At 66.6% G+C, this 19,007-nt stretch carries 31 protein-coding genes; 29 read left to right on the forward strand and 2 right to left on the reverse strand.

What is annotated here, in order from left to right:
• The first annotated feature begins 22 nt into the window (after positions 1 to 22).
• The 23 genes from rpsJ to COA17_RS12875 all read left to right on the forward strand — a co-directional run bounded on the left by rpsJ (position 23) and on the right by COA17_RS12875 (position 12,348).
• Entirely contained in the window at positions 23 to 331 is a 309-nt protein-coding gene (rpsJ, locus tag COA17_RS12765; RefSeq protein WP_007406109.1) for a 30S ribosomal protein S10, read from the forward strand.
• A 363-nt stretch (positions 332 to 694) separates the two neighbouring features.
• Positions 695 to 1,429, forward strand: coding sequence for a 50S ribosomal protein L3 (rplC, locus tag COA17_RS12770; protein ID WP_066490019.1), 735 nt, complete (start codon positions 695 to 697; stop codon positions 1,427 to 1,429).
• Positions 1,430 to 1,432: 3 nt separating this feature from the next.
• A complete protein-coding gene (gene rplD, locus COA17_RS12775) occupies positions 1,433 to 2,047 on the forward strand; it encodes a 50S ribosomal protein L4 (protein ID WP_066490020.1) in 615 nt (204 codons plus the stop codon).
• Complete coding sequence (locus tag COA17_RS12780) at positions 2,040 to 2,354, forward strand: 50S ribosomal protein L23 (protein WP_066490022.1); 315 nt, start codon at positions 2,040 to 2,042, stop codon at positions 2,352 to 2,354. The genes rplD and COA17_RS12780 overlap by 8 nt, the downstream gene beginning before the upstream one ends.
• A gap of 1 nt (position 2,355) precedes the next feature.
• Positions 2,356 to 3,189 carry a 50S ribosomal protein L2 gene (gene rplB, locus COA17_RS12785; RefSeq protein ID WP_066490023.1) on the forward strand — a complete coding sequence of 278 codons (834 nt, stop codon included), beginning with the start codon at positions 2,356 to 2,358 and terminating at the stop codon, positions 3,187 to 3,189.
• Complete coding sequence (gene rpsS, locus COA17_RS12790) at positions 3,189 to 3,464, forward strand: 30S ribosomal protein S19 (RefSeq protein ID WP_066490027.1); 276 nt, start codon at positions 3,189 to 3,191, stop codon at positions 3,462 to 3,464. The genes rplB and rpsS overlap by 1 nt, the downstream gene beginning before the upstream one ends.
• Positions 3,464 to 3,841, forward strand: coding sequence for a 50S ribosomal protein L22 (rplV, locus tag COA17_RS12795; RefSeq protein ID WP_066490029.1), 378 nt, complete (start codon positions 3,464 to 3,466; stop codon positions 3,839 to 3,841). The genes rpsS and rplV overlap by 1 nt, the downstream gene beginning before the upstream one ends.
• Positions 3,841 to 4,548 (forward strand): 30S ribosomal protein S3, encoded by a 708-nt coding sequence (gene rpsC / locus COA17_RS12800; RefSeq protein WP_066490031.1) that lies wholly within the window; start codon positions 3,841 to 3,843, stop codon positions 4,546 to 4,548. The genes rplV and rpsC overlap by 1 nt, the downstream gene beginning before the upstream one ends.
• Positions 4,549 to 4,560: 12 nt before the next feature.
• Complete coding sequence (rplP, locus tag COA17_RS12805) at positions 4,561 to 4,995, forward strand: 50S ribosomal protein L16 (RefSeq protein WP_056637571.1); 435 nt, start codon at positions 4,561 to 4,563, stop codon at positions 4,993 to 4,995.
• Complete coding sequence (gene rpmC / locus COA17_RS12810; RefSeq protein ID WP_066490032.1) at positions 4,995 to 5,195, forward strand: 50S ribosomal protein L29; 201 nt, start codon at positions 4,995 to 4,997, stop codon at positions 5,193 to 5,195. Before rplP ends, rpmC begins: the two co-directional genes overlap by 1 nt.
• 14 nt (positions 5,196 to 5,209) lie before the next feature.
• A complete protein-coding gene (rpsQ, locus tag COA17_RS12815; RefSeq protein ID WP_066490034.1) occupies positions 5,210 to 5,482 on the forward strand; it encodes a 30S ribosomal protein S17 in 273 nt (90 codons plus the stop codon).
• Positions 5,483 to 5,705: 223 nt separating this feature from the next.
• Positions 5,706 to 6,074, forward strand: a complete 369-nt coding sequence (gene rplN, locus COA17_RS12820; RefSeq protein ID WP_022687056.1) for a 50S ribosomal protein L14 — start codon at positions 5,706 to 5,708, stop codon at positions 6,072 to 6,074.
• A complete protein-coding gene (gene rplX, locus COA17_RS12825; RefSeq protein WP_066490037.1) occupies positions 6,074 to 6,391 on the forward strand; it encodes a 50S ribosomal protein L24 in 318 nt (105 codons plus the stop codon). Before rplN ends, rplX begins: the two co-directional genes overlap by 1 nt.
• Complete coding sequence (gene rplE / locus COA17_RS12830; RefSeq protein ID WP_066490042.1) at positions 6,384 to 6,974, forward strand: 50S ribosomal protein L5; 591 nt, start codon at positions 6,384 to 6,386, stop codon at positions 6,972 to 6,974. The genes rplX and rplE overlap by 8 nt, the downstream gene beginning before the upstream one ends.
• An 18-nt stretch (positions 6,975 to 6,992) precedes the next feature.
• On the forward strand, positions 6,993 to 7,298 hold the full coding sequence (gene rpsN / locus COA17_RS12835) for a 30S ribosomal protein S14 (RefSeq protein ID WP_096612931.1): 306 nt from the start codon (positions 6,993 to 6,995) through the stop codon (positions 7,296 to 7,298).
• A gap of 9 nt (positions 7,299 to 7,307) precedes the next feature.
• Positions 7,308 to 7,703, forward strand: a complete 396-nt coding sequence (gene rpsH / locus COA17_RS12840; RefSeq protein ID WP_028966610.1) for a 30S ribosomal protein S8 — start codon at positions 7,308 to 7,310, stop codon at positions 7,701 to 7,703.
• Positions 7,703 to 8,236, forward strand: coding sequence for a 50S ribosomal protein L6 (gene rplF / locus COA17_RS12845; protein WP_096612933.1), 534 nt, complete (start codon positions 7,703 to 7,705; stop codon positions 8,234 to 8,236). Before rpsH ends, rplF begins: the two co-directional genes overlap by 1 nt.
• Positions 8,233 to 8,583 (forward strand): 50S ribosomal protein L18, encoded by a 351-nt coding sequence (gene rplR, locus COA17_RS12850; protein ID WP_066490048.1) that lies wholly within the window; start codon positions 8,233 to 8,235, stop codon positions 8,581 to 8,583. The genes rplF and rplR overlap by 4 nt, the downstream gene beginning before the upstream one ends.
• Positions 8,584 to 8,586: 3 nt before the next feature.
• Complete coding sequence (gene rpsE, locus COA17_RS12855; protein ID WP_082741000.1) at positions 8,587 to 9,357, forward strand: 30S ribosomal protein S5; 771 nt, start codon at positions 8,587 to 8,589, stop codon at positions 9,355 to 9,357.
• A gap of 6 nt (positions 9,358 to 9,363) precedes the next feature.
• The gene (gene rpmD, locus COA17_RS12860) at positions 9,364 to 9,543 is read left to right on the forward strand and encodes a 50S ribosomal protein L30 (protein ID WP_066490049.1); all 180 of its coding nucleotides are present in this window, start codon (positions 9,364 to 9,366) and stop codon (positions 9,541 to 9,543) included.
• Positions 9,544 to 9,643: 100 nt separating this feature from the next.
• Entirely contained in the window at positions 9,644 to 10,165 is a 522-nt protein-coding gene (gene rplO / locus COA17_RS12865) for a 50S ribosomal protein L15 (RefSeq protein WP_096612935.1), read from the forward strand.
• Between the two features lie 150 nt (positions 10,166 to 10,315).
• Complete coding sequence (gene secY, locus COA17_RS12870) at positions 10,316 to 11,662, forward strand: preprotein translocase subunit SecY (protein ID WP_066490050.1); 1,347 nt, start codon at positions 10,316 to 10,318, stop codon at positions 11,660 to 11,662.
• A 38-nt stretch (positions 11,663 to 11,700) separates the two neighbouring features.
• A complete protein-coding gene (locus COA17_RS12875; protein ID WP_096612937.1) occupies positions 11,701 to 12,348 on the forward strand; it encodes an adenylate kinase in 648 nt (215 codons plus the stop codon).
• Here COA17_RS12875 and COA17_RS12880 read toward each other — a convergent pair.
• Complete coding sequence (locus COA17_RS12880) at positions 12,311 to 12,562, reverse strand: hypothetical protein (protein ID WP_096612939.1); 252 nt, start codon at positions 12,560 to 12,562, stop codon at positions 12,311 to 12,313. The two genes, COA17_RS12875 and COA17_RS12880, sit on opposite strands and share 38 nt — an antisense overlap.
• Positions 12,563 to 12,806: 244 nt before the next feature.
• Here COA17_RS12880 and COA17_RS12885 point away from each other — a divergent pair, with 244 nt between their 5' ends.
• From COA17_RS12885 to rplQ, 5 genes are all read left to right on the forward strand, one after another.
• Complete coding sequence (locus tag COA17_RS12885) at positions 12,807 to 13,040, forward strand: hypothetical protein (protein ID WP_066486294.1); 234 nt, start codon at positions 12,807 to 12,809, stop codon at positions 13,038 to 13,040.
• A 253-nt stretch (positions 13,041 to 13,293) separates the two neighbouring features.
• Positions 13,294 to 13,662 carry a 30S ribosomal protein S13 gene (rpsM, locus tag COA17_RS12890; protein WP_066486292.1) on the forward strand — a complete coding sequence of 123 codons (369 nt, stop codon included), beginning with the start codon at positions 13,294 to 13,296 and terminating at the stop codon, positions 13,660 to 13,662.
• A gap of 106 nt (positions 13,663 to 13,768) precedes the next feature.
• On the forward strand, positions 13,769 to 14,158 hold the full coding sequence (gene rpsK, locus COA17_RS12895; protein WP_066486290.1) for a 30S ribosomal protein S11: 390 nt from the start codon (positions 13,769 to 13,771) through the stop codon (positions 14,156 to 14,158).
• Between the two features lie 91 nt (positions 14,159 to 14,249).
• Positions 14,250 to 15,311: a DNA-directed RNA polymerase subunit alpha gene (locus COA17_RS12900; protein ID WP_066486289.1), complete on the forward strand. Its 1,062-nt coding sequence runs from the start codon at positions 14,250 to 14,252 to the stop codon at positions 15,309 to 15,311.
• Between the two features lie 206 nt (positions 15,312 to 15,517).
• On the forward strand, positions 15,518 to 15,940 hold the full coding sequence (rplQ, locus tag COA17_RS12905) for a 50S ribosomal protein L17 (protein WP_096612941.1): 423 nt from the start codon (positions 15,518 to 15,520) through the stop codon (positions 15,938 to 15,940).
• Positions 15,941 to 16,015: 75 nt separating this feature from the next.
• Here rplQ and COA17_RS12910 read toward each other — a convergent pair whose 3' ends face one another.
• Entirely contained in the window at positions 16,016 to 17,062 is a 1,047-nt protein-coding gene (locus COA17_RS12910; RefSeq protein ID WP_245857796.1) for a hypothetical protein, read from the reverse strand.
• Between the two features lie 107 nt (positions 17,063 to 17,169).
• Here COA17_RS12910 and guaA point away from each other — a divergent pair, with 107 nt between their 5' ends.
• Entirely contained in the window at positions 17,170 to 18,723 is a 1,554-nt protein-coding gene (gene guaA / locus COA17_RS12915) for a glutamine-hydrolyzing GMP synthase (RefSeq protein ID WP_096612943.1), read from the forward strand.
• Positions 18,724 to 19,007: the final 284 nt, after the last annotated feature.

Consider the following 19,007-nt stretch of genomic DNA (forward strand, 5'->3'; position numbering starts at 1 on the left):
CTCTTTCGCATTGGTAGGGACTATGGACAGCAACATCCGCATCCGCCTGAAGGCGTTCGATCATCGCGTGCTCGATCAGGCGACCGGCGACATCGCCGACACCGCGCGTCGCACCGGCGCGCTCATCCGTGGTCCCATCCCGCTCCCGACCCGTATCGAGAAGTTCACGGTCAACCGTGGGCCGCACATCGACAAGAAGAGCCGCGAGCAGTTCGAGGTCCGCACCTACAAGCGGATGCTCGACATCGTCCAGCCGACCCCGCAGACCGTCGACGCGCTGATGAAGCTCGACCTGGCGGCCGGTGTTGACGTCGAGATCAAGCTGGCGTAAGCGCGCTGCTTCTCGCGAGGGGTGAGTCTTGTCATCCTCCTCGCGTCATCCCGGCGCAGGCCGGGATCTTTATGGGGAGGGCGGCACGCCGCCTCCATGAGATGCCAGCCTTCGCTGGCATGACGACATGATGAGATACCGCCGGCGCTTCTCGAAGCGTCGGGACAGCGTCTCCCGTCTGCCTTCCCTCTCGGGGAGGGCGCCCAGCCCGGGACGGGGGCACGCTTCGTTATTCCGGGCCGGGACCGATCGGTGGCGCAGGCCGCCGGTCACAAGCACCCATGGGATGGGCCTGTGGGTGCCTCTGTCACGGTTTTCGCGGGGGCTTTGCCACCGCGGGGGCCATTAGAGGAGCACGAGGTCATGCGTACTGGCGTGATCGCGAAGAAGATGGGGATGACCCGCCTGTTCCAGGACGACGGCCGCCATGTGCCGGTCACCGTCCTGCAGATCGAGGCGCTTCAGGTCGTCGCCCGCCGCGAGAAAGACCGCGACGGCTATACCGCCGTCCAGCTTGGCGCCGGTGTCGCCAAGGCAAAGAACGTCGCCAAGCCGCAGCGCGGCCATTTCGGCAAGGCCGAAGTGGAGCCGAAGGCGATCGTCCACGAATTCCGCGTGAGCGAGGACAATCTCCTCGACGTCGGCGCGGAGCTGTCGGCCGATCACTATGTCGCCGGCCAGCTGGTCGACATCCAGGGCCGTACCCAGGGTAAGGGCTTTGCCGGCGCGATGAAGCGCTGGAACTTCGGCGGTCTGCGCGCCACGCACGGCGTGTCGGTCAGCCACCGTTCGCACGGTTCGACGGGTAACCGCCAGGATCCGGGTCGCGTCTTCAAGAACAAGAAGATGGCCGGCCACATGGGCGACAAGAACCGCACGCAGCAGAACCTCGAGATCGTCGGCACCGACGTCGAGCGCGGCCTGATCTTCGTCAAGGGCTCGGTGCCCGGATCGAAGGGCGGCTGGCTGTTCGTCAAGGACGCCGTCAAGCATCCGCGCCACGACAGCGCGCCGTTCCCGGCGTCGATCAAGTCGGCGGCCAACAACAATTCCGTTTCCGAGCCTGCCCCGGAAGCCGCCGAGAGCCAGGAGGGCTAAGCAGTGAAGGTCAAGGTTTCTTCCTTCGCCGGCACCGCCGGGGCGGATATCGAGCTCAACGACGAGGTCTTCGGCCTCGAGCCGCGCGCCGACATCCTGCACCGTGTCGTGACCTGGCAGCTCGAGAAGCGTCGCGCCACCGCGCGCGGCACCCGCGAGCGTGCGGACGTCGCCCGTTCCGGCAAGAAGCTGGGTCGCCAGAAGGGCGGCGGCGTCGCCCGTCACGGCGATCGTCGTGCTCCCGTCTTCATCGGCGGCGGCAAGGCGCATGGCGCGCGCGTTCGTGACTTCAACCCGTCGCTGAACAAGAAGGTTCGCGCGCTGGGTCTGAAGATGGCGCTTAGCAGCCACGCCAAGGCCGGCTCGCTGATCGTCCTGGAAGGTTTCGAGGTCGCCAAGACCAAGGAGCTGAAGGGGCATTTCGCGACGCTGAACACGGGCAAGCGCACGCTGGTCATCGACGGCGAGGCGGCCGAAGGCTTCCGCGCCGGCCGCAACCTGCCGGGCGTGGACCTGCTGCCGGCCGTGGGCGCCAACGTCTACGACATCATCAAGGCTGATACGCTGGTGCTGACGCGCGCCGCGGTCGAGAAGCTGGAGGCGCGCTTCAATGGCTAAGCCGACCAAGGCGATCGACAACCGTCATTATGACGTGATTGTCGCGCCGCACATCACCGAGAAGGCGACCCTGCTCTCCGAGCAGAACGCGGTGGTCTTCAAGGTCGCCAACAAGGCGACCAAGCCCGAGATCAAGGCTGCCGTGGAGGCGCTGTTCGGCGTGTCCGTGACCGGCGTCAACACGATCGTCCAGAAGGGCAAGACCAAGCGTTGGAAGGGTGCGCCCTATCAGCGTTCCGACATGAAGAAGGCGATCGTGACGCTGGCCGAAGGCCAGTCGATCGACGTCACCGAGGGGGCCAAGTAAGATGGCACTCAAGCATTATAACCCGACGTCGCCGGCGCAGCGCGGGCTGATCCTGGTCGACAAGTCGGCGCTCTGGAAGGGCAAGCCCGTCAAGGCGCTGACCGAGGGCAAGAACAAGACCGGCGGCCGCAACAACAAGGGCCACGTGACCAGCCGCGGCATCGCGGGTGGCCACAAGCAGAAGTACCGCTACGTCGACTTCAAGCGTCGCAAGTGGGACGTCGAGGGCACCGTCGAGCGGCTGGAGTACGATCCGAACCGCACCGCGTTCATCGCGCTGGTGTCCTACCCGGACGGCGAGCAGGCCTATATCATCGCGCCGCAGCGGCTCGCGCCGGGCGACAAGGTGATCGCGGCGAAGAAGGCGGACACCAAGCCGGGCAACGCGATGGAGATCGGTCAGGTCCCCGTCGGCACCATCGTCCACAATGTGGAGATGAAGCCGGGCAAGGGCGGTCAGATCGCGCGTTCGGCCGGCACCTATGTGCAGGTTGTCGGGCGTGACCGCGGCATGGTGATGGTGCGCCTGAACTCGGGCGAGCAGCGCTACATCCGTGCGGATTGCATGGCCACCGTCGGCGCGGTGTCCAACCCGGACAACCAGAACCAGAACCTCGGCAAGGCCGGTCGTTCGCGCTGGATGGGCAAGCGCCCGCTGACGCGCGGCGTGGCGAAGAACCCGGTCGACCACCCGCACGGCGGTGGTGAAGGCCGGACCTCGGGCGGTCGCCATCCGGTGACGCCGTGGGGCAAGCCGACCAAGGGTGCGCGCACGCGCCACAACAAGTCTACGGACAAGATGATCATCCGTAGCCGCCACGCGAGGAAGAAGTAATGGCTCGTTCCGTCTGGAAAGGCCCGTTCGTCGAACTGAGCCTGCTCAAGAAGGCCGAAGCCGCGCAGGACGCCGGTGGCCGTGCGCCGATCAAGACCTGGTCGCGCCGCTCCACCATCCTGCCGTCGTTCGTCGGCCTGACGTTCACCGTGTACAACGGCCGCAAGTTCGTGCCCGTGTCCGTCAACGAGGACATGGTCGGCATGAAGCTCGGCGAATTCGCGCCGACCCGCTATTTCCCGGGTCACGCGGCTGACAAGAAGGGCAAGCGCTGATGAGCAAGCCTCAGTCCCCCCGCAAGGTCGGCGACAAGGAAGCCCTGTCGGTCGGCACGCAGATCCGCGGATCGGCGCAGAAGCTGAACCTGGTCGCGGGCCTGATCCGCGGTCGTTCGGCGGCCGACGCGATGAACATCCTGGCCTTCTCGAAGAAGGCGATGGCGGTCGACGCGCGCAAGGTGCTCGCCTCCGCGATCGCCAATGCCGAGAACAACCACAACCTCGACGTCGACGCGCTCGTCGTCGCCGAGGCGTCGGTCGGCAAGTCGATCACCATGAAGCGGTTCGCCACTCGCGGCCGCGGCAAGTCCACCCGCATCCTCAAGCCGTTCTCGCGGCTGCGGATCGTCGTGCGCGAGCAGGAAGAAGCCTAATGGGTCACAAGAGCAACCCCATCGGTCTGCGCCTGCAGATCAACCGCACCTGGGACAGCCGCTGGTTCGCCGAGGGCGCGGACTATAAGAAGCTGTTGCTGGAGGATCTGAAGATCCGCCAGTACATCGTGAAGACGCTGCCGCAGGCGGCGATCTCCAAGGTAGTGATCGAGCGTCCGGCCAAGCTGTGCCGCATTTCGATCTACGCCGCGCGCCCCGGTGTCATCATCGGCAAGAAGGGCTCGGACATCGAGAAGCTGCGCAAGACGCTCGGCGCGATGACCAGCTCGGACGTGTCGCTGAACATCGTCGAGATCCGCAAGCCGGAAGTCGACGCCAAGCTCGTCGCGCAGGGCATCGCCGATCAGCTGGAGCGCCGTATCGCGTTCCGCCGCGCGATGAAGCGCGCGGTGCAGTCGGCGATGCGCCTGGGTGCCGATGGCATCAAGGTGTATTGCGGCGGCCGTCTGGGCGGCGCGGAAATCGCGCGTTCGGAAAGCTATCGCGAAGGTCGCGTGCCGCTGCACACGCTGCGCGCGAACATCGACTATGCCGAGGCCGAGGCGCACACCGCCTATGGCGTCTGCGGCGTGAAGGTGTGGGTGTTCAAGGGCGAGATCCTCGGCCACGACCCGTTCGCGACCGATCGTCTCATGATGGAGGCCCAGACCTCCGGCGTGCGCCCGGCACGCGATGACCGTCGCTAAGGAATAAAGGCAATGCTGCAACCGAAGCGCACCAAGTTCCGCAAGGCGTTCAAGGGTCGCATCCATGGCGACGCCAAGGGCGGCACCACGCTGAACTTCGGTTCCTATGGCCTGAAGGCCATGGAGCCGGATCGTATCACCGCACGCCAGATCGAGGCGGCCCGTCGCGCGATCACCCGTCACATCAAGCGCCAGGGGCGTCTGTGGATCCGCGTGTTCCCGGACGTGCCGGTGTCGTCGAAGCCAGCCGAAGTCCGCATGGGCTCGGGCAAGGGTTCGCCCGAATTCTGGGCCGCTCGCGTCAAGCCGGGCCGGATCCTGTTCGAGCTGGACGGCGTCGAAGGCCCGCTGGCCGCCGAGGCGTTCGAGCGCGCGGCGATGAAGCTGCCCATCAAGACCAAGGTCGTTGCCCGGCTGGGCGACACCTCGCACCTCGGAGGCGAGTAATGGCCAAGAACGACTTTAACGGCCAGAGCGACGACCAGCTGGTCGAGGCGCTGGGCAACCTGAAGCGCGAGCAGTTCAACCTGCGCTTCCAGGCGGCGACCAGCCAGCTCGAGAAGCCGAGCCGCGTGCGCGAGGTCCGCAAGGACATCGCCCGCATCAAGACCATCCAGGCGCAGCGCACCGCTGCGTCCGGCAATTAAGGGAGCCTAAGCACATGCCGAAGCGCGTGCTGACCGGGCTGGTCGTGTCCGACAAGGGCGAGAAGACCGTGGTGGTGAACGTCGAGCGTAAGGTGAAGCACCCGCTCTACGGCAAGATCATCCGCCGCTCGAAGAAGTATCATGCCCATGACGAGGGCAATGAGTATAAGGCGGGTGAGACCGTGCGCATCGAAGAGACCGCGCCGATCTCCAAGCTGAAGACCTGGAAGGTCGTGGGGCGCGTGAACACGCACGTCGCGCCGGAGCGGGTCGACGTCGACGCGTAAGCGCTGGCGATCACGCCGCTGACGGCGTTTCGGGCAGGGTCCGGCGGCAGCGCCGGAGACCACCCGAGCGACGCGGCGGAAAGACGGGGCGGGGGCATTGCCTTCTGTCCGCGGGGCGGCTACAGGGCCGCTCCCCCTGGCGCGGTTCGACCGCTGCCGGGGGTCGTTTTTTTAGGCGGGGCTGGGTCGGTATCCACCCCATAGGCGAGAAGGAAGCGGATCGATGATCCAGATGCAGTCCAATCTCGACGTCGCTGACAACAGCGGCGCGAAGCGGGTGCAGTGCATCAAGGTGCTGGGCGGGTCGAAGCGCCGCACCGCTGGCGTGGGCGACATCATCGTCGTCAGCGTCAAGGAAGCGCAGCCGCGTGGCCGCGTGAAGAAGGGCGACGTCCACCGTGCGGTGATCGTGCGCACCGCCAAGGACATCCGCCGCGCGGACGGGTCGGTGATCCGGTTCGACGGCAATGCCGCGGTGCTGGTCAACAAGAACGAGGAGCCGATCGGCACCCGTATCTTCGGCCCGGTCGTGCGCGAGCTGCGCGGCAAGAAGCACATGAAGATCATCAGCCTTGCGCCGGAGGTGCTGTAATGGCCGCCGCGAAGATCAAGAAGGGTGATCGCGTCGTCGTCCTGTCCGGCAAGGACAAGGGCAAGACCGGCACCGTGACGCTCGCCATGCCGAAGGACGGCAAGGTCGTCGTCGAGGGCGTTAACGTCGCCACCCGCCACCGCAAGCCGAGCCAGGCGAACCCGCAGGGCGGGCTGGAGCGGATCGAGGCGCCGCTGCACATCTCCAAGGTGGCGCACGTCACCGCGGACGGCAAGCCGACCCGCGTGCGTTTCGAGACCCAGGACGGCAAGAAGGTCCGCGTCGCCGTCAAGACCGGGGAGAAGATCGATGGCTGATGCCTACAAGCCCCGCATGAAGGCGATCTACGACGATCGCATCGTCAAGGCGATGACCGAGAAGTTCGGGTACAAGAACGTGCTCGAAATTCCCCGGATCGAGAAGATCGTGCTCAACATGGGCGTCGGCGAGGCGACCCAGGACAAGAAGCGCGTCGACCAGGCCGCGTCCGAGATGGAGTTGATCGCGGGCCAGAAGCCCGTCGTCACCAAGGCGAAGAAGTCGATCGCGCAGTTCAAGCTGCGTGAGGGCATGCCGATCGGCGTCAAGGTGACGCTGCGTCGCGAGCGCATGTACGAGTTCCTCGACCGCTTCATCACGATCGCGCTGCCGCGCGTCCGCGACTTCCGCGGGCTGAACCCGAAGAGCTTCGACGGTCGCGGCAACTACGCCTGCGGCATCAAGGAGCAGATCGTGTTCCCGGAGATCAGCTATGACCGCGTCGACAAGGTGCGCGGCATGGACGTGATCGTGACCACCACGGCGAAGACCGACGAGGAAGCGCGCGAGCTGCTTCGCCTGTTCGGCTTCCCGTTCCCGCAGGACGAGGCCGCCGACGAGCAGCCGCGTCAGGCTGCGTAACAAAGAGAGCTTAAGTCCATGGCGAAACTGAGTTCCGTGAACAAGAACGAGCGTCGCAAGAAGCTCGTGAAGCAATATGCCGGCAAATATGCCGCGCTGAAGGCGAAGGCCAACGACCAGAGCCTGGATGAGACCGAGCGTCTCATCGCGCGGCTGAAGATGGCCGAGCTGCCCCGCAACGCGAACCCGACGCGTATCCGCAACCGCTGCGCGCTGACCGGTCGTCCGCGTGCGTATTACCGCAAGTTCGGGCTTGCCCGTGTGATGCTGCGCGAGCTGGCCAACAAGGGCCTGATCCCGGGTCTCACCAAGTCGAGCTGGTAAGGACGTATCATGGCAGTGACCGATCCCCTGGGTGACCTGCTCACCCGCATCCGCAACGGCCAGCGCGCGCGCAAGGACAGCGTCCTTTCGCCGTCGTCGAAGCTGCGCGTCCGCGTGCTCGACGTGCTGCAGCGCGAAGGCTACATCCGCGGTTATTCCGAGGAGCAGATGGGCCCCGCCGCCGGCGTGCGCATCGAGCTGAAGTATTTTGAAGGCCAGCCCGCGATCAAGCATGTCGCGCGCGTGTCCAAGCCGGGCCGCCGTATCTACAGCGGCTCGCAGGACCTGCCGCGCGTCATGAACGGCCTGGGCATCACCATCGTCTCGACGCCGCGCGGCGTGCTTTCCGATGCGGAAGCGCGCGAGCAGAACGTCGGCGGCGAAGTGCTGGCGGAGGTGTTCTGATGAGCCGTATCGGCAAGAAGGCGGTCGCCATTCCGGCGGGCGTCACCGCGACCCGCAACGGCAACGAGCTGTCGGTCAAGGGCCCCAAGGGCACCCTGTCGATGCCGCTGTCGCAACTGATCACCTATGACGTCCAGTCGGACTCGATCGGTGTGCAGCCGGCGAATGACACCAAGCGCGCCCGCGCGTTCTGGGGGATGCAGCGCACGCTGGTGCAGAACCTGGTCACCGGCGTGACCGAGGGCTTCACCAAGAAGCTGCTCATCACCGGTGTCGGCTATCGTGCCGCGGCGCAGGGCAAGACCCTGAAGCTGCAGCTCGGCTACAGCCACGACGTCAACATCGACGTGCCGGAAGGCATTGAGGTGAAGACGCCGGACGCCACCACCGTCGAGATCAGCGGTGCCGACAAGCAGCGCGTGGGTCAGCTCGCCGCCGAAGTCCGCCGCTGGCGCAAGCCGGAGCCCTACAAGGGCAAGGGCATCAAGTACGACGGCGAGTATATCTTCCGTAAGGAAGGGAAGAAGAAGTGACCAAGGGTCTTTCGCTTTTCGAGAAGCGGCGTCGCCGCAACCGTACCGCGCTGCGTGCGCGTGCCGGCACCCGTCCGCGCCTGTCCGTGCATCGCTCGGGCAAGCACATCTATGCGCAGGTCATCGACGACGCGCAGGGCCGCACCCTGGCGTCGGCGTCGACGCTGGCTGGCCACGACGGCAAGACCGCGACCGTCGCGGCAGCCACCGAGGTCGGCAAGCGCGTGGCGGAGGCGGCCAAGGCCGCCGGCGTCACCCAGGTCGTTTTCGACCGTGGCGGCTTCCTGTTCCACGGCCGCGTGAAGGCGCTGGCCGAGGCGGCGCGCGAAGCCGGACTGGAGTTCTAAGACATGGCTGACGAGAACAACCAGCAGCCGCAGGCTGTGGAGAACGAAGCCGCAGCGGCGGCGCCGCAGGACGGCAACGCCGGCGGTTACCAGGGCGGCGATCGCGGTGCGCGTGGCGGCCGTGGCCGCGGCGGCCCGGGCGGCGGCGGCCGTGGTGGTCCCGGCGGCGGGCGCGGTGGCCGTGACGGCCGCGGCGGTGGTCGTCGCGACGACCGCAACCGTACCGAGGACGGTGGCGAGGAGCTGATCGAAAAGCTCGTCCACATCAACCGCGTGTCCAAGACGGTGAAGGGCGGCAAGCGCTTCGGCTTCGCGGCGCTGGTCGTCGTGGGCGACGGCAAGGGCCGCGTCGGCTTCGGTCACGGCAAGGCGCGCGAGGTGCCGGAGGCGATCTCGAAGGCGACCGCCGCCGCCAAGAAGAAGATGATGCGCGTTCCGCTGAAGGAAGGCCGCACGCTGCACCATGACGGCAACGGCCACTTCGGTGCCGGTCGCGTCACGGTCCGTTCGGCGCCGCAGGGCACCGGCATCATCGCGGGCGGCCCGATGCGCGCCGTCTTCGAAAGCCTGGGCGTGCACGACGTCGTGACCAAGTCGGTCGGTACGTCGAACCCGTACAACATGATCCGTGCGACGTTCGAGGCACTGGGCAGCCAGACCTCGCCGAAGGCGGTGGCACAGCGTCGCGGCAAGAAGATCGCCGACCTGCTGGGCCGCGCCCACGGCGCCGACGCAGCCAGTGCCGAGGCGGACGCCGCGGCCGTGGTGGAGTAAGCGACAATGGCTACGATCAAAGTCAAGCAGACCGGTTCGCCGATCCGCCGCACCAAGGATCAGCGCGCGACGCTGATCGGCCTGGGCCTCAACAAGATGCACCGGGTCGCGGAGCTGAACGACACCCCCGAGGTGCGCGGCATGATCCGCAAGGTGCAGCACATGGTGGAGGTGGTGGAGGGCTGACGCCCGCCGCCGTTTCCCCGGTGACAAATGACGGGAAGGGGGCTAACCGGCCCCCTTCCTTTTTCCATCAGCGCGACAAAAGCGAAAGCGAGTGCATATCATGAAGCTCAACGAACTCCGCGACAACGAAGGCGCCCGTCACCGCAAGATCCGCGTCGGCCGCGGCATCGGCTCGGGCAAGGGCAAGACCGGCGGTCGTGGCCAGAAGGGCCAGAAGAGCCGCGAGGGCGTGTCGATCGCCGGCTTCGAGGGCGGCCAGATGCCGCTGCACATGCGGCTGCCGAAGCGCGGCTTCAACAATATCTTCGCCAAGGATTATGCCGAGGTGAACCTGGGTTCGATCCAGAAGGCGATCGATGCGGGCAAGCTGACCGCCACCGACATCGACCATGCCGCGCTGAAGGCCGCTGGCCTGGCGCGCGGCGGCAAGGACGGCGTGCGCATCCTGGGCAAGGGAACGCTGTCGGCCAAGCTGTCGTTCACCGTCGCCGGCGTGTCGGCCGGTGCGCGCGACGCGATCGAGAAGGCCGGCGGTTCGGTGTCGGTGATCGAGATCGTTCCGGCTGCGGACAAGGCCAAGGCCAAGCACCGCACCGCGCAGGCGGCGAAGAAGCAGGGCTGAGCGAACGCGCCCGGTCTGGTGCGGCTGCGCGCCGTATCGGACCGCGCTTCGTCGCCGGACCATTAGACATGGGCGCTGCGGCGCCTATATGGGCGGCGGGGGCGTGACAACGCATCCCGCCGTTCTTCGTTTCCAGGATATACCCGCACGATGGCATCCGCAGCCGACCAGATGGCGCAGAGCATCAGCCTCGCGAAATTCTCGCAGGCGACCGACCTCAAGAAGCGACTGTGGTTCACGATCGGTGCGCTGATCGTGTTCCGCCTGCTCAGCTATGTGCCATTGCCGGGGATCGACCCGACGCAGCTCAACCTGCTCGCCGAGCGGATGAAGGGCGGCGTGCTCGACTTCTTCAACACCTTCTCCGGCGGGTCGCTGTCGCGCGCGTCGCTGATCGCGCTGGGGGTGATGCCGTACATCACCGCCTCGATCGTGGTGCAGCTGGCGACCTCGCTCAGCCCGCAGCTGGCGGCGATCAAGAAGGAAGGCGAATCGGGGCGCAAGAAGCTCAACCAGTACACCCGCTACGGCACGGTCGCGCTGACCGCGGTGCAGGGCTTCTTCATCGCGCGCGGGCTGGAGGCCGGCGGTGCGGTGCTGGAGCCGGGCACGCTGTTCCGCGTCGGCGCGGTGATCTCGCTGATCGGCGGCACGATGTTCCTGATGTGGCTGGGTGAGCAGATCACCAGCCGCGGGATCGGCAACGGCATCAGCCTGATCATCATGGCGGGGATCGTCGCCCATCTGCCGACGACGCTGCTCAACCTGCTGGAGGGCGGCCGTTCCGGGTCGATGAGCCCGGTGACGCTGATCGCGATCATCCTGGTGGTCGTGGGCCTGATCCTGCTGATCTGCTTCATGGAGCGCGCCCAGCGCCGCATCCTGATCCAGTATCCCAAGCGACAGACGCAGCGCGGGATGCAGGCGGATCGCAGCCACCTGCCGCTCAAGATCAACACCGCGGGGGTGATCCCGCCGATCTTCGCCTCGTCGCTGCTGTTGCTGCCGCTGACGATCACCCAGTTCGCGGGCAACCGCGTGTCGGGCGAGAGCCGCTTCGGCGACATCATCATCACGCTGAACCAGTATCTGCAGCACGGTTCGCCGATCTATATGGCGCTCTATGCCGCGGGGATCATCTTCTTCTCGTTCTTCTACACCGCGGTGGTGTTCAACCCGGAGGAGACGGCGGAGAATCTGAAGCGGTATGGCGGGTTCATCCCCGGCATTCGTCCGGGCAAGAACACCGAGACGTATTTCGATTACGTGCTGACGCGCATCACCGTGATCGGCGCGGCGTATCTGACGTTCATCTGCGTGGTGCCGGAATATCTGGTGTCGGCGCTGTCGATCCCCTTCTATCTGGGCGGAACCAGCTTGCTCATCGTGGTCAACGTGACCATGGACACGGTGACGCAGATCCAGTCGCACCTGCTGGCGCACCAGTATGGCGACCTCATCAAGAAGGCCAAGCTGAAGGGCGCGCGGCGCCGCTGACGCGGGGTTGCGAGACGCGAGAGGGAGGAACAGGCTTCGTGAACATCATCCTTCTGGGGCCGCCGGGTGCGGGCAAGGGCACGCAGGCGCAGCGGCTGGTGGAGGATCGCGGCATGACGCAGCTGTCCACCGGCGACATGCTGCGCGCCGCGGTGAAGGCGGGCACGCCCGTCGGCGTCGAGGCCAAGGCGATCATGGACGCCGGCGGTCTGGTATCCGATTCGGTCGTGTCCGCGCTGATCGGCGAGCGGCTGGATGCCGGCACCGGCGCCGGTGCGATCTTCGACGGCTATCCGCGCACTGCGGCGCAGGCCGAATCGCTCGACGGGCTGTTGTCCGAACGTGGCCAGCAACTCGACCACGTGATCGAACTGGCGGTGGACGAGGATGCGCTGGTCGAGCGGATCGTCGGCCGGTTCACGTGCGCCAACTGCGGCGCCGGCTATCACGACACGTTCAAGCAGCCCAAGGTTGCGGGCGTGTGCGATGCGTGCGGCGCGACCGAGTTCAAGCGCCGTCCGGACGACAATGAGGAAACCGTGCGCACGCGCATGGCCGAATATCGTGCCAAGACCGCGCCGATCATCCCGATCTACGAAGCGCGCGGGCTGGTCCACCGCGTCGACGGCATGGCCGACATCGACGCGGTCACCCGCGCGATCGCCGCGATCCTCGACGCGCGCTGACGTCCGGTGACGGCGGGGGCGGGGGCGCGAGTCGCGCCGCCGCCACGATCGCCGCGCTGCCGGCCAGGATCATCGTCACCATCCCCCCGATTGCCAACAGGCCCGCGGGCGTGAGGCCGAGCGCCGCACGGGCGCGGAACACCGGCGTCTCGATCGAGGCATAGGCGCGCTGTGGCTCGGCCAGCATCGCGGCGGGATGGGCGGGGTAGGTCATGGTCGCTTGATATCTTCCTGGCTCGACGCGGGGCTGGCCCGGCGGCCAACATGACCGAAAGTTCATGTTCGCGCCACGCCGCGGTGCGTCCCGCGCGGTTAGAAGGTGCATACGCAAGGCGATTGCGTCACCCCGCCCGTCACCTGCACTCCCGGTGGTGCCGGGCCGGTGGGAGAGAGCCGGCGGAGGGCATCCCCTCCGCCGGCTTTTCGTTTATGGCGGCAGCGTTACCGGGAGAATCGTGATGGACGCCGTGACCGCCTTCGGGCTGTTCGCCGTCAGCTTCATGCTGCTGTGCTATATGATGGAGGACCGCGCGCCGTTCTGGACGCTGCTGTTCGCGATCGGCTGTCTGATGGGATCGGCCTATGGGTTCCTCCAGGGGGCGTGGCCGTTCGGACTGGTGGAACTGGCGTGGTTCGTCGTCGCGCTCAGGAAATGGGTGGGGTTGCGGCATCGGGTGTCGCCCGGCGCCTGATCGATCGGGCGGAACCGGTCGCCTGATCGATCAGGCGTGACCCATGGGGTGGAACCCGTTGCTTGACAGCGCGTTCGCGCGCCCTTATCCGCCCCGACTTCCAACCTCTCGTTTCCCGGCGACGCAATTGTGCGGGCGCCGCGTTTCCTGCGTTTCGCAGGGGCGAATCGGGCGAGGGCGCGGAAACGCAATGCGACGAGATGGGGTGCGTGGCAGCCATGCCGCATCCTGTGGAGCACAGGAGAACAAATTCATGGCACGTATCGCGGGTGTCAACATCCCGACCAACAAGCGCGTGGTGATCGCGCTGACCTATATCCACGGCATCGGTCCGGCCAAGGCGAAGGAAATCACCGCCAAGCTGGACATCGCGGCGGAGCGCCGCGTGCAGGACCTGAGCGATCAGGAAGTGCTGCAGATCCGTGAGGCGATCGACGCCGACTACACCGTGGAGGGTGACCTGCGTCGCCAGACCGCGATGAACATCAAGCGTCTGATGGACCTGGCCTGCTATCGCGGCCTGCGCCACCGCAAGGGCCTGCCGGTCCGCGGCCAGCGCACGCACACCAACGCGCGCACCCGCAAGGGCAAGGCGAAGCCGATCGCGGGGAAGAAGAAGTAAGAAATCGGTCCGGGGGACCGATTTCTGACTTCTTCTCCGCCGGAGGCAGGCGTGAGGCGGACCGCCGCCCGCCCGCCGTATTGAGATACAAGGTCAGGAACACCATATGGCACAGGCACCGCAGCGCCTTCGTCGGCGCGAACGCAAGAACATCACCGCGGGCGTCGCACACGTGAACGCCAGCTTCAACAACACCATGATCACCATCACCGATGCGCAGGGCAATGCCATCAGCTGGTCTTCGGCCGGCATGATGGGCTTCAAGGGCAGCCGCAAGTCGACCCCCTATGCCGCGCAGGTCGCTGCCGAGGACGCGGGCAAGAAGGCCGCCGAGCACGGCGTCCGCACGCTCGAGGTCGAGGTGAAGGGTCCGGGTTCGGGCCGCGAATCGGCGCTGCGCGCGCTGCAGGCGGTCGGTTTCCAGATCACGTCGATCCGTGACGTGACCTCGATCCCGCACAATGGCGTGCGTCCGTCGAAGCGCCGCCGCGTCTGATCGTTCTTCTTCGCGTGGCCGCTGACGAGCGGCTGCGTCCATTACCCGGCCGACGCCCGCAACCGTCGGCCCAACCCCAGGGGACGAGAGCTTGTCTGTCAACGCAAAGAACTGGCAAGAACTGAAGAAGCCCAATCAGCTCGAAAAGAAGAGCGGTGACGGCAAGCGCAAGGCGACCTTCGTCGCCGAACCGCTGGAGCGCGGCTTCGGCCTGACGCTCGGCAACGCGCTGCGCCGCGTGCTGCTGTCCTCGCTTCAGGGCGCGGCGGTTACCTCGATCAAGATCGAGAACGTGCTGCACGAGTTCAGCTCGCTGGCCGGCGTCCGCGAGGACGTGACCGACATCGTGCTGAACGTGAAGCAGATCGCGCTCAAGATGCAGGGCGAAGGTCCGAAGCGCCTCCAGCTGTCGGCCACCGGCCCCGGCGAGGTGAAGGCGGGCGACATCGCGGTGTCGGGCGACATCGAGGTGATGAACCCCGAGCTGGTCATCTGCCACCTCGACGAGGGTGCGACGCTCAACATGGAACTCACCGCGGATGTCGGTAAGGGCTATGTCGCGGCGGTCGGCAACCGTCCGGTCGACGCGCCGATCGGGCTGATCCCCGTCGACGCGCTCTACTCGCCGGTGCGGCAGGTGTCGTACAAGGTCGATCCGACCCGTGTCGGTCAGGACCTCGACTACGACAAGCTGACGCTGACGATCGAAACCGACGGCACCGTCACTCCGGAGGACGCGGTGGGCTATGCCGGCCGGATCCTTCAGGACCAGCTGGCGCTGTTCGTGCACTTCGACGATTCGGCGGTCACCCGCAGCGCACCGGTCGGCGTCGCCGCCCCGGCCGCGACGGGCGAGACGCCGGGCGACACCGCACAGATCAACCGCTACCTCCTCAAGAAGGTGGACGAGCTGGAACTGTCGGTGCGGTCGGCCAACTGCCTCAAGAACGACAACATCATCTATATCGGCGATCTGGTCGGCAAGACCGAGGCCGAGATGCTGCGCACGCCGAACTTCGGCCGCAAGTCGCTCAACGAGATCAAGGAAGTGCTGTCCTCGATGGGGCTGCGGCTGGGCATGGAAATCCCCGGCTGGCCGCCCGAGAACATCGAGGAAGTCGCCAAGAAGCTCGAGCAGGAAATCATGGGCTGAGCCGCACGCGGATAGCGCAAGCTATCCGCGAGAGGGCGACAGCCGGCCGGTGGGGGCGACTTGCCGCCCCCACCGGCCGACGAGATCCTGCTACTTATTGGGAGGCCCCAGCCTTCGCTGGGGCGACGTGATCCGGTGGGCTCCCACGTCCCCACCAGGCCCGGGGTACCTCATCCGGCCCCCTGACGAACGAGAAGGATTGAACCATGCGTCACAAGGTTGGCGGTCGTAAGCTGCAGCGTACCTCGGCCCATCGCGCCGCGCTGTTCCGCAACATGTCGGCCGCGCTCATCAAGCATGAGCAGATCACCACCACCCTCGCCAAGGCGAAGGAACTTCGTCCGTATATCGAAAAGCTGGTGACGCTGGGCAAGAAGGGTGGCCTGTCGAACCGCCGTCTCGCGCATGCCCGCCTGCTCGACGACGCGCAGCTGGTGAAGCTGTTCGACGTGCTGGCGGCCCGCTACGCCTCGCGCAACGGCGGCTATACCCGCATCGTCAAGGCCGGCATCCGCGCGTCGGACGCCTCGCCGATGGCGATCATCGAATTCGTCGACCGCGATACCTCGGCCAAGGGCCAGGATTCGGGTCCGGTGATGACCGACGAGGATTTCGACGAAGCCGCCTGATCGGCGCCTCGTCGGATCGAGAGCCGAAGGGGCCGCGCCAGCGATGGCGCGGCCCCTTTTCGTTGATCCCGACTGCTAGAAGGCGCCAGAGTCGAGCGTGATGTTGCCCGCCTTGGCGCGCCCCGCTGGCTTGCCGTTCATTACCGCCTTCAGCACCTGGTCCGGCGCCGGTAGCGCACTGAACGTGGCGAAGATGGCGGTGTTGCCGTCAACGTCCTTCAACGTCACTGTATAGGTACCCTTCTTGTCCACCTGTCCTATCAGCGATGGTGCCACCGTAATAACGCGGCCGGCATCCCCCAGCGCCATCACGTAGGACGCGGCATCGTCGCTGGAGCGATAGGCTGCGTATCTGGCGCCGGCCACGTCGCCGCGGCACCAGACGGGCGGCGCGTCTGCGGGCGTGTCCGGCTTCTTCCGGGCTTCGGCGGTGGCGAGCCCGGCGGTCAGCAACAGGGAGACGAGAGCATCCGCGCCCTGCGTCTTGACGACCTTCGCCTTGCCATAGGCAAGCGGCGTCGAGCAGGGCGCGATCGGTACCGCAGCAGGCACCGCGGCGCCGCTGGCGGCGGGCCAGGCGATCGCCGTGATCAGCGTCGACAGCGTGGCGTCGAGCTGTTCCGCGACCAGCGTGTCGGACGTCAGCCGGATCGCCACCAGCCACTGGCCGACAGGGATGACGGCCAACGCGGTGCTGCGCGGACGACCGCTGGCGAGGGCATATACCTGCCGCAGCGAAGAGGCCGTGGTCGCGCCCGGAGCGGCGAAAGCGACGGGATCGATCGTCGCGGGCGCGGCATTGCGAAAGATGTCGCGTTCCTCCAGCGCCGTGCGCGCCCGATCGAACCACATCGGCACGCTCTGCACCGCCGGCTGGAACAAATAGATCGTCGCGAACGTGGCCTTGTCGGGGGTAGCGAACTGAGCGGTAACGTCGAACTCGCCGTTTGTCGCATCGCTCAGTCCGATGCGCGTCATCCCGGCCAGCTGCGCGCGCAGGATCACGCCGCTTTGCGCATGTTTCCAGCCCTTGTCCGCCGGTACCGGCAGGTCGCGCGCCATTGCCGGCGCCGCCGACGCGACCGCCGCCATGAGGCATACACCCGTCATGAAGGTCTTCACCGCGCTCCTCCCCCCGTCGCCGGCTGCAGAATGCGTGGCGGGGGCGCGGGAAACAAGGGCAATCCCACCCCCTTTCACCCCGCCGCACGAGTCGCTACACGCCCGCCATGGAACACCCCGACAGCATCCTCATCATCGATTTCGGCAGCCAGGTGACCCAGCTGATCGCGCGCCGCGTGCGCGAGGCGGGGGTGTATAGCGAGATCGCGCCGTTTCAGTCCGCTGCCGAGGCGTTCGAACGGATGCAGCCGCGGGGCGTGATCCTGTCGGGCGGCCCCGCCTCGGTTGTGGATGATGGCAGCCCGCGCGCGCCGCAGGCGGTGTTCGACGCCGGGGTGCCGGTGATGGGCATCTGCTACGGCCAGCAGGTGATGATGCAGCAGCTCGGCGGGCGCGTCGACAAGGGATCGGCGGGTGAGTTCGGTGAGGCCTATGTCGCGGTCGACGGCGACTGCGCGCTGTTCGACGGGCTGTGGCGCACCGGCGAACAGCATCAGGTGTGGATGAGCCATGGCGACCACGTCGCCGCGCTCGCCCCCGGCTTCGCGCCGGTCGCTTCCTCGAAGGGCGCACCCTATGCGATCGTCGCGGACGAGGCGCGGCGCTATTACGGGATGCAGTTCCACCCCGAGGTGGTTCATACCCCCGACGGTGCGAAGCTGATCGCCAATTTCGCGCGCCACGTCTGCGGCCTGTCCGGCGACTGGACCATGGCCGAGTTCCGCGCGACCAAGATCGCGGAAATCCGCGAACAGGTTGGCAGCGGGCGCGTCATCTGCGGCCTGTCGGGCGGGGTCGATTCGGCGGTCGCCGCGGTGCTGATCCACGAGGCGATCGGCGAGCAACTGACCTGCGTGTTCGTCGATGGCGGCATCCTGCGCGCCGGGGAGGCCGAGCAGGTCGTCGGGTTGTTCCGCGGCGCGTACAACATCCCGCTGGTCCATGTGCAGGCACAGGACCTGTTCATGGACGGGCTGGCCGGGGTCACCGATCCCGAGGCGAAGCGCAAGTTCATCGGCAAGACCTTCATCGACGTGTTCGAGGCGGAGGCGAAGAAGATCGGCGGCGCCGAATTCCTGGCGCAGGGCACGCTCTACCCGGACGTGATCGAAAGCGTCAGCTTCACCGGCGGCCCGTCGGTGACGATCAAGAGCCACCACAATGTCGGCGGCCTGCCCGAGCGGATGAACATGAAGCTGGTCGAGCCGCTGCGCGAATTGTTCAAGGACGAGGTGCGCGCGCTGGGCCGCGAACTGGGCCTGCCGGACGTGTTCGTCGGCCGCCACCCGTTCCCCGGCCCGGGCCTGGCGATCCGCATCCCCGGTGAGGTGACGCGCGAACGCTGCGACATTCTGCGTAAGGCGGACGCGATCTATCTGGAGGAAATCCGCGCCGCGGGCCTGTACGATGCGATCTGGCAGGCGTTCGCGGTGCTGCTGCCGGTGCGCAGCGTCGGCGTGATGGGCGACGGGCGCACCTACGACAGCGTGCTGGCGCTGCGCGCGGTGTCGTCCACCGACGGCATGACCGCGCAGGCGTTCGAATTTCCCGGCGGCTTCCTCTCGCGCGTCACCACCCGCATCATCAACGAGGTGAAGGGCATCAACCGCGTGACCTACGACTATACGTCGAAGCCGCCCGGCACGATCGAGTGGGAGTGATTCAGGCCTGTCCGAACGTATCCTAGAATGCGCCCGGGTTCGACATACTGACACTAACGACAAATTGTATAAGGGCGTAGGCCGTAACGATATCTACGTCTTGAGCCTTCATCGGGTTTGACCGCGATTGACCGCGACGTCGGTGATCTACCGACGTGGGAGCGCGTCGACAGCCTGAGCCATGACGTTATCAGGCGCAGTTCGCTTATCAGTCGTTCAATTGAACCGACCATGTGCCGTGCCGTTATGCCCGGGGAGTCTCCCTCTCGACGGCGTTACCGCAG

Source organism: Sphingomonas ginsenosidimutans (genome assembly GCF_002374835.1).
Lineage (GTDB): Bacteria > Pseudomonadota > Alphaproteobacteria > Sphingomonadales > Sphingomonadaceae > Sphingomonas > Sphingomonas ginsenosidimutans.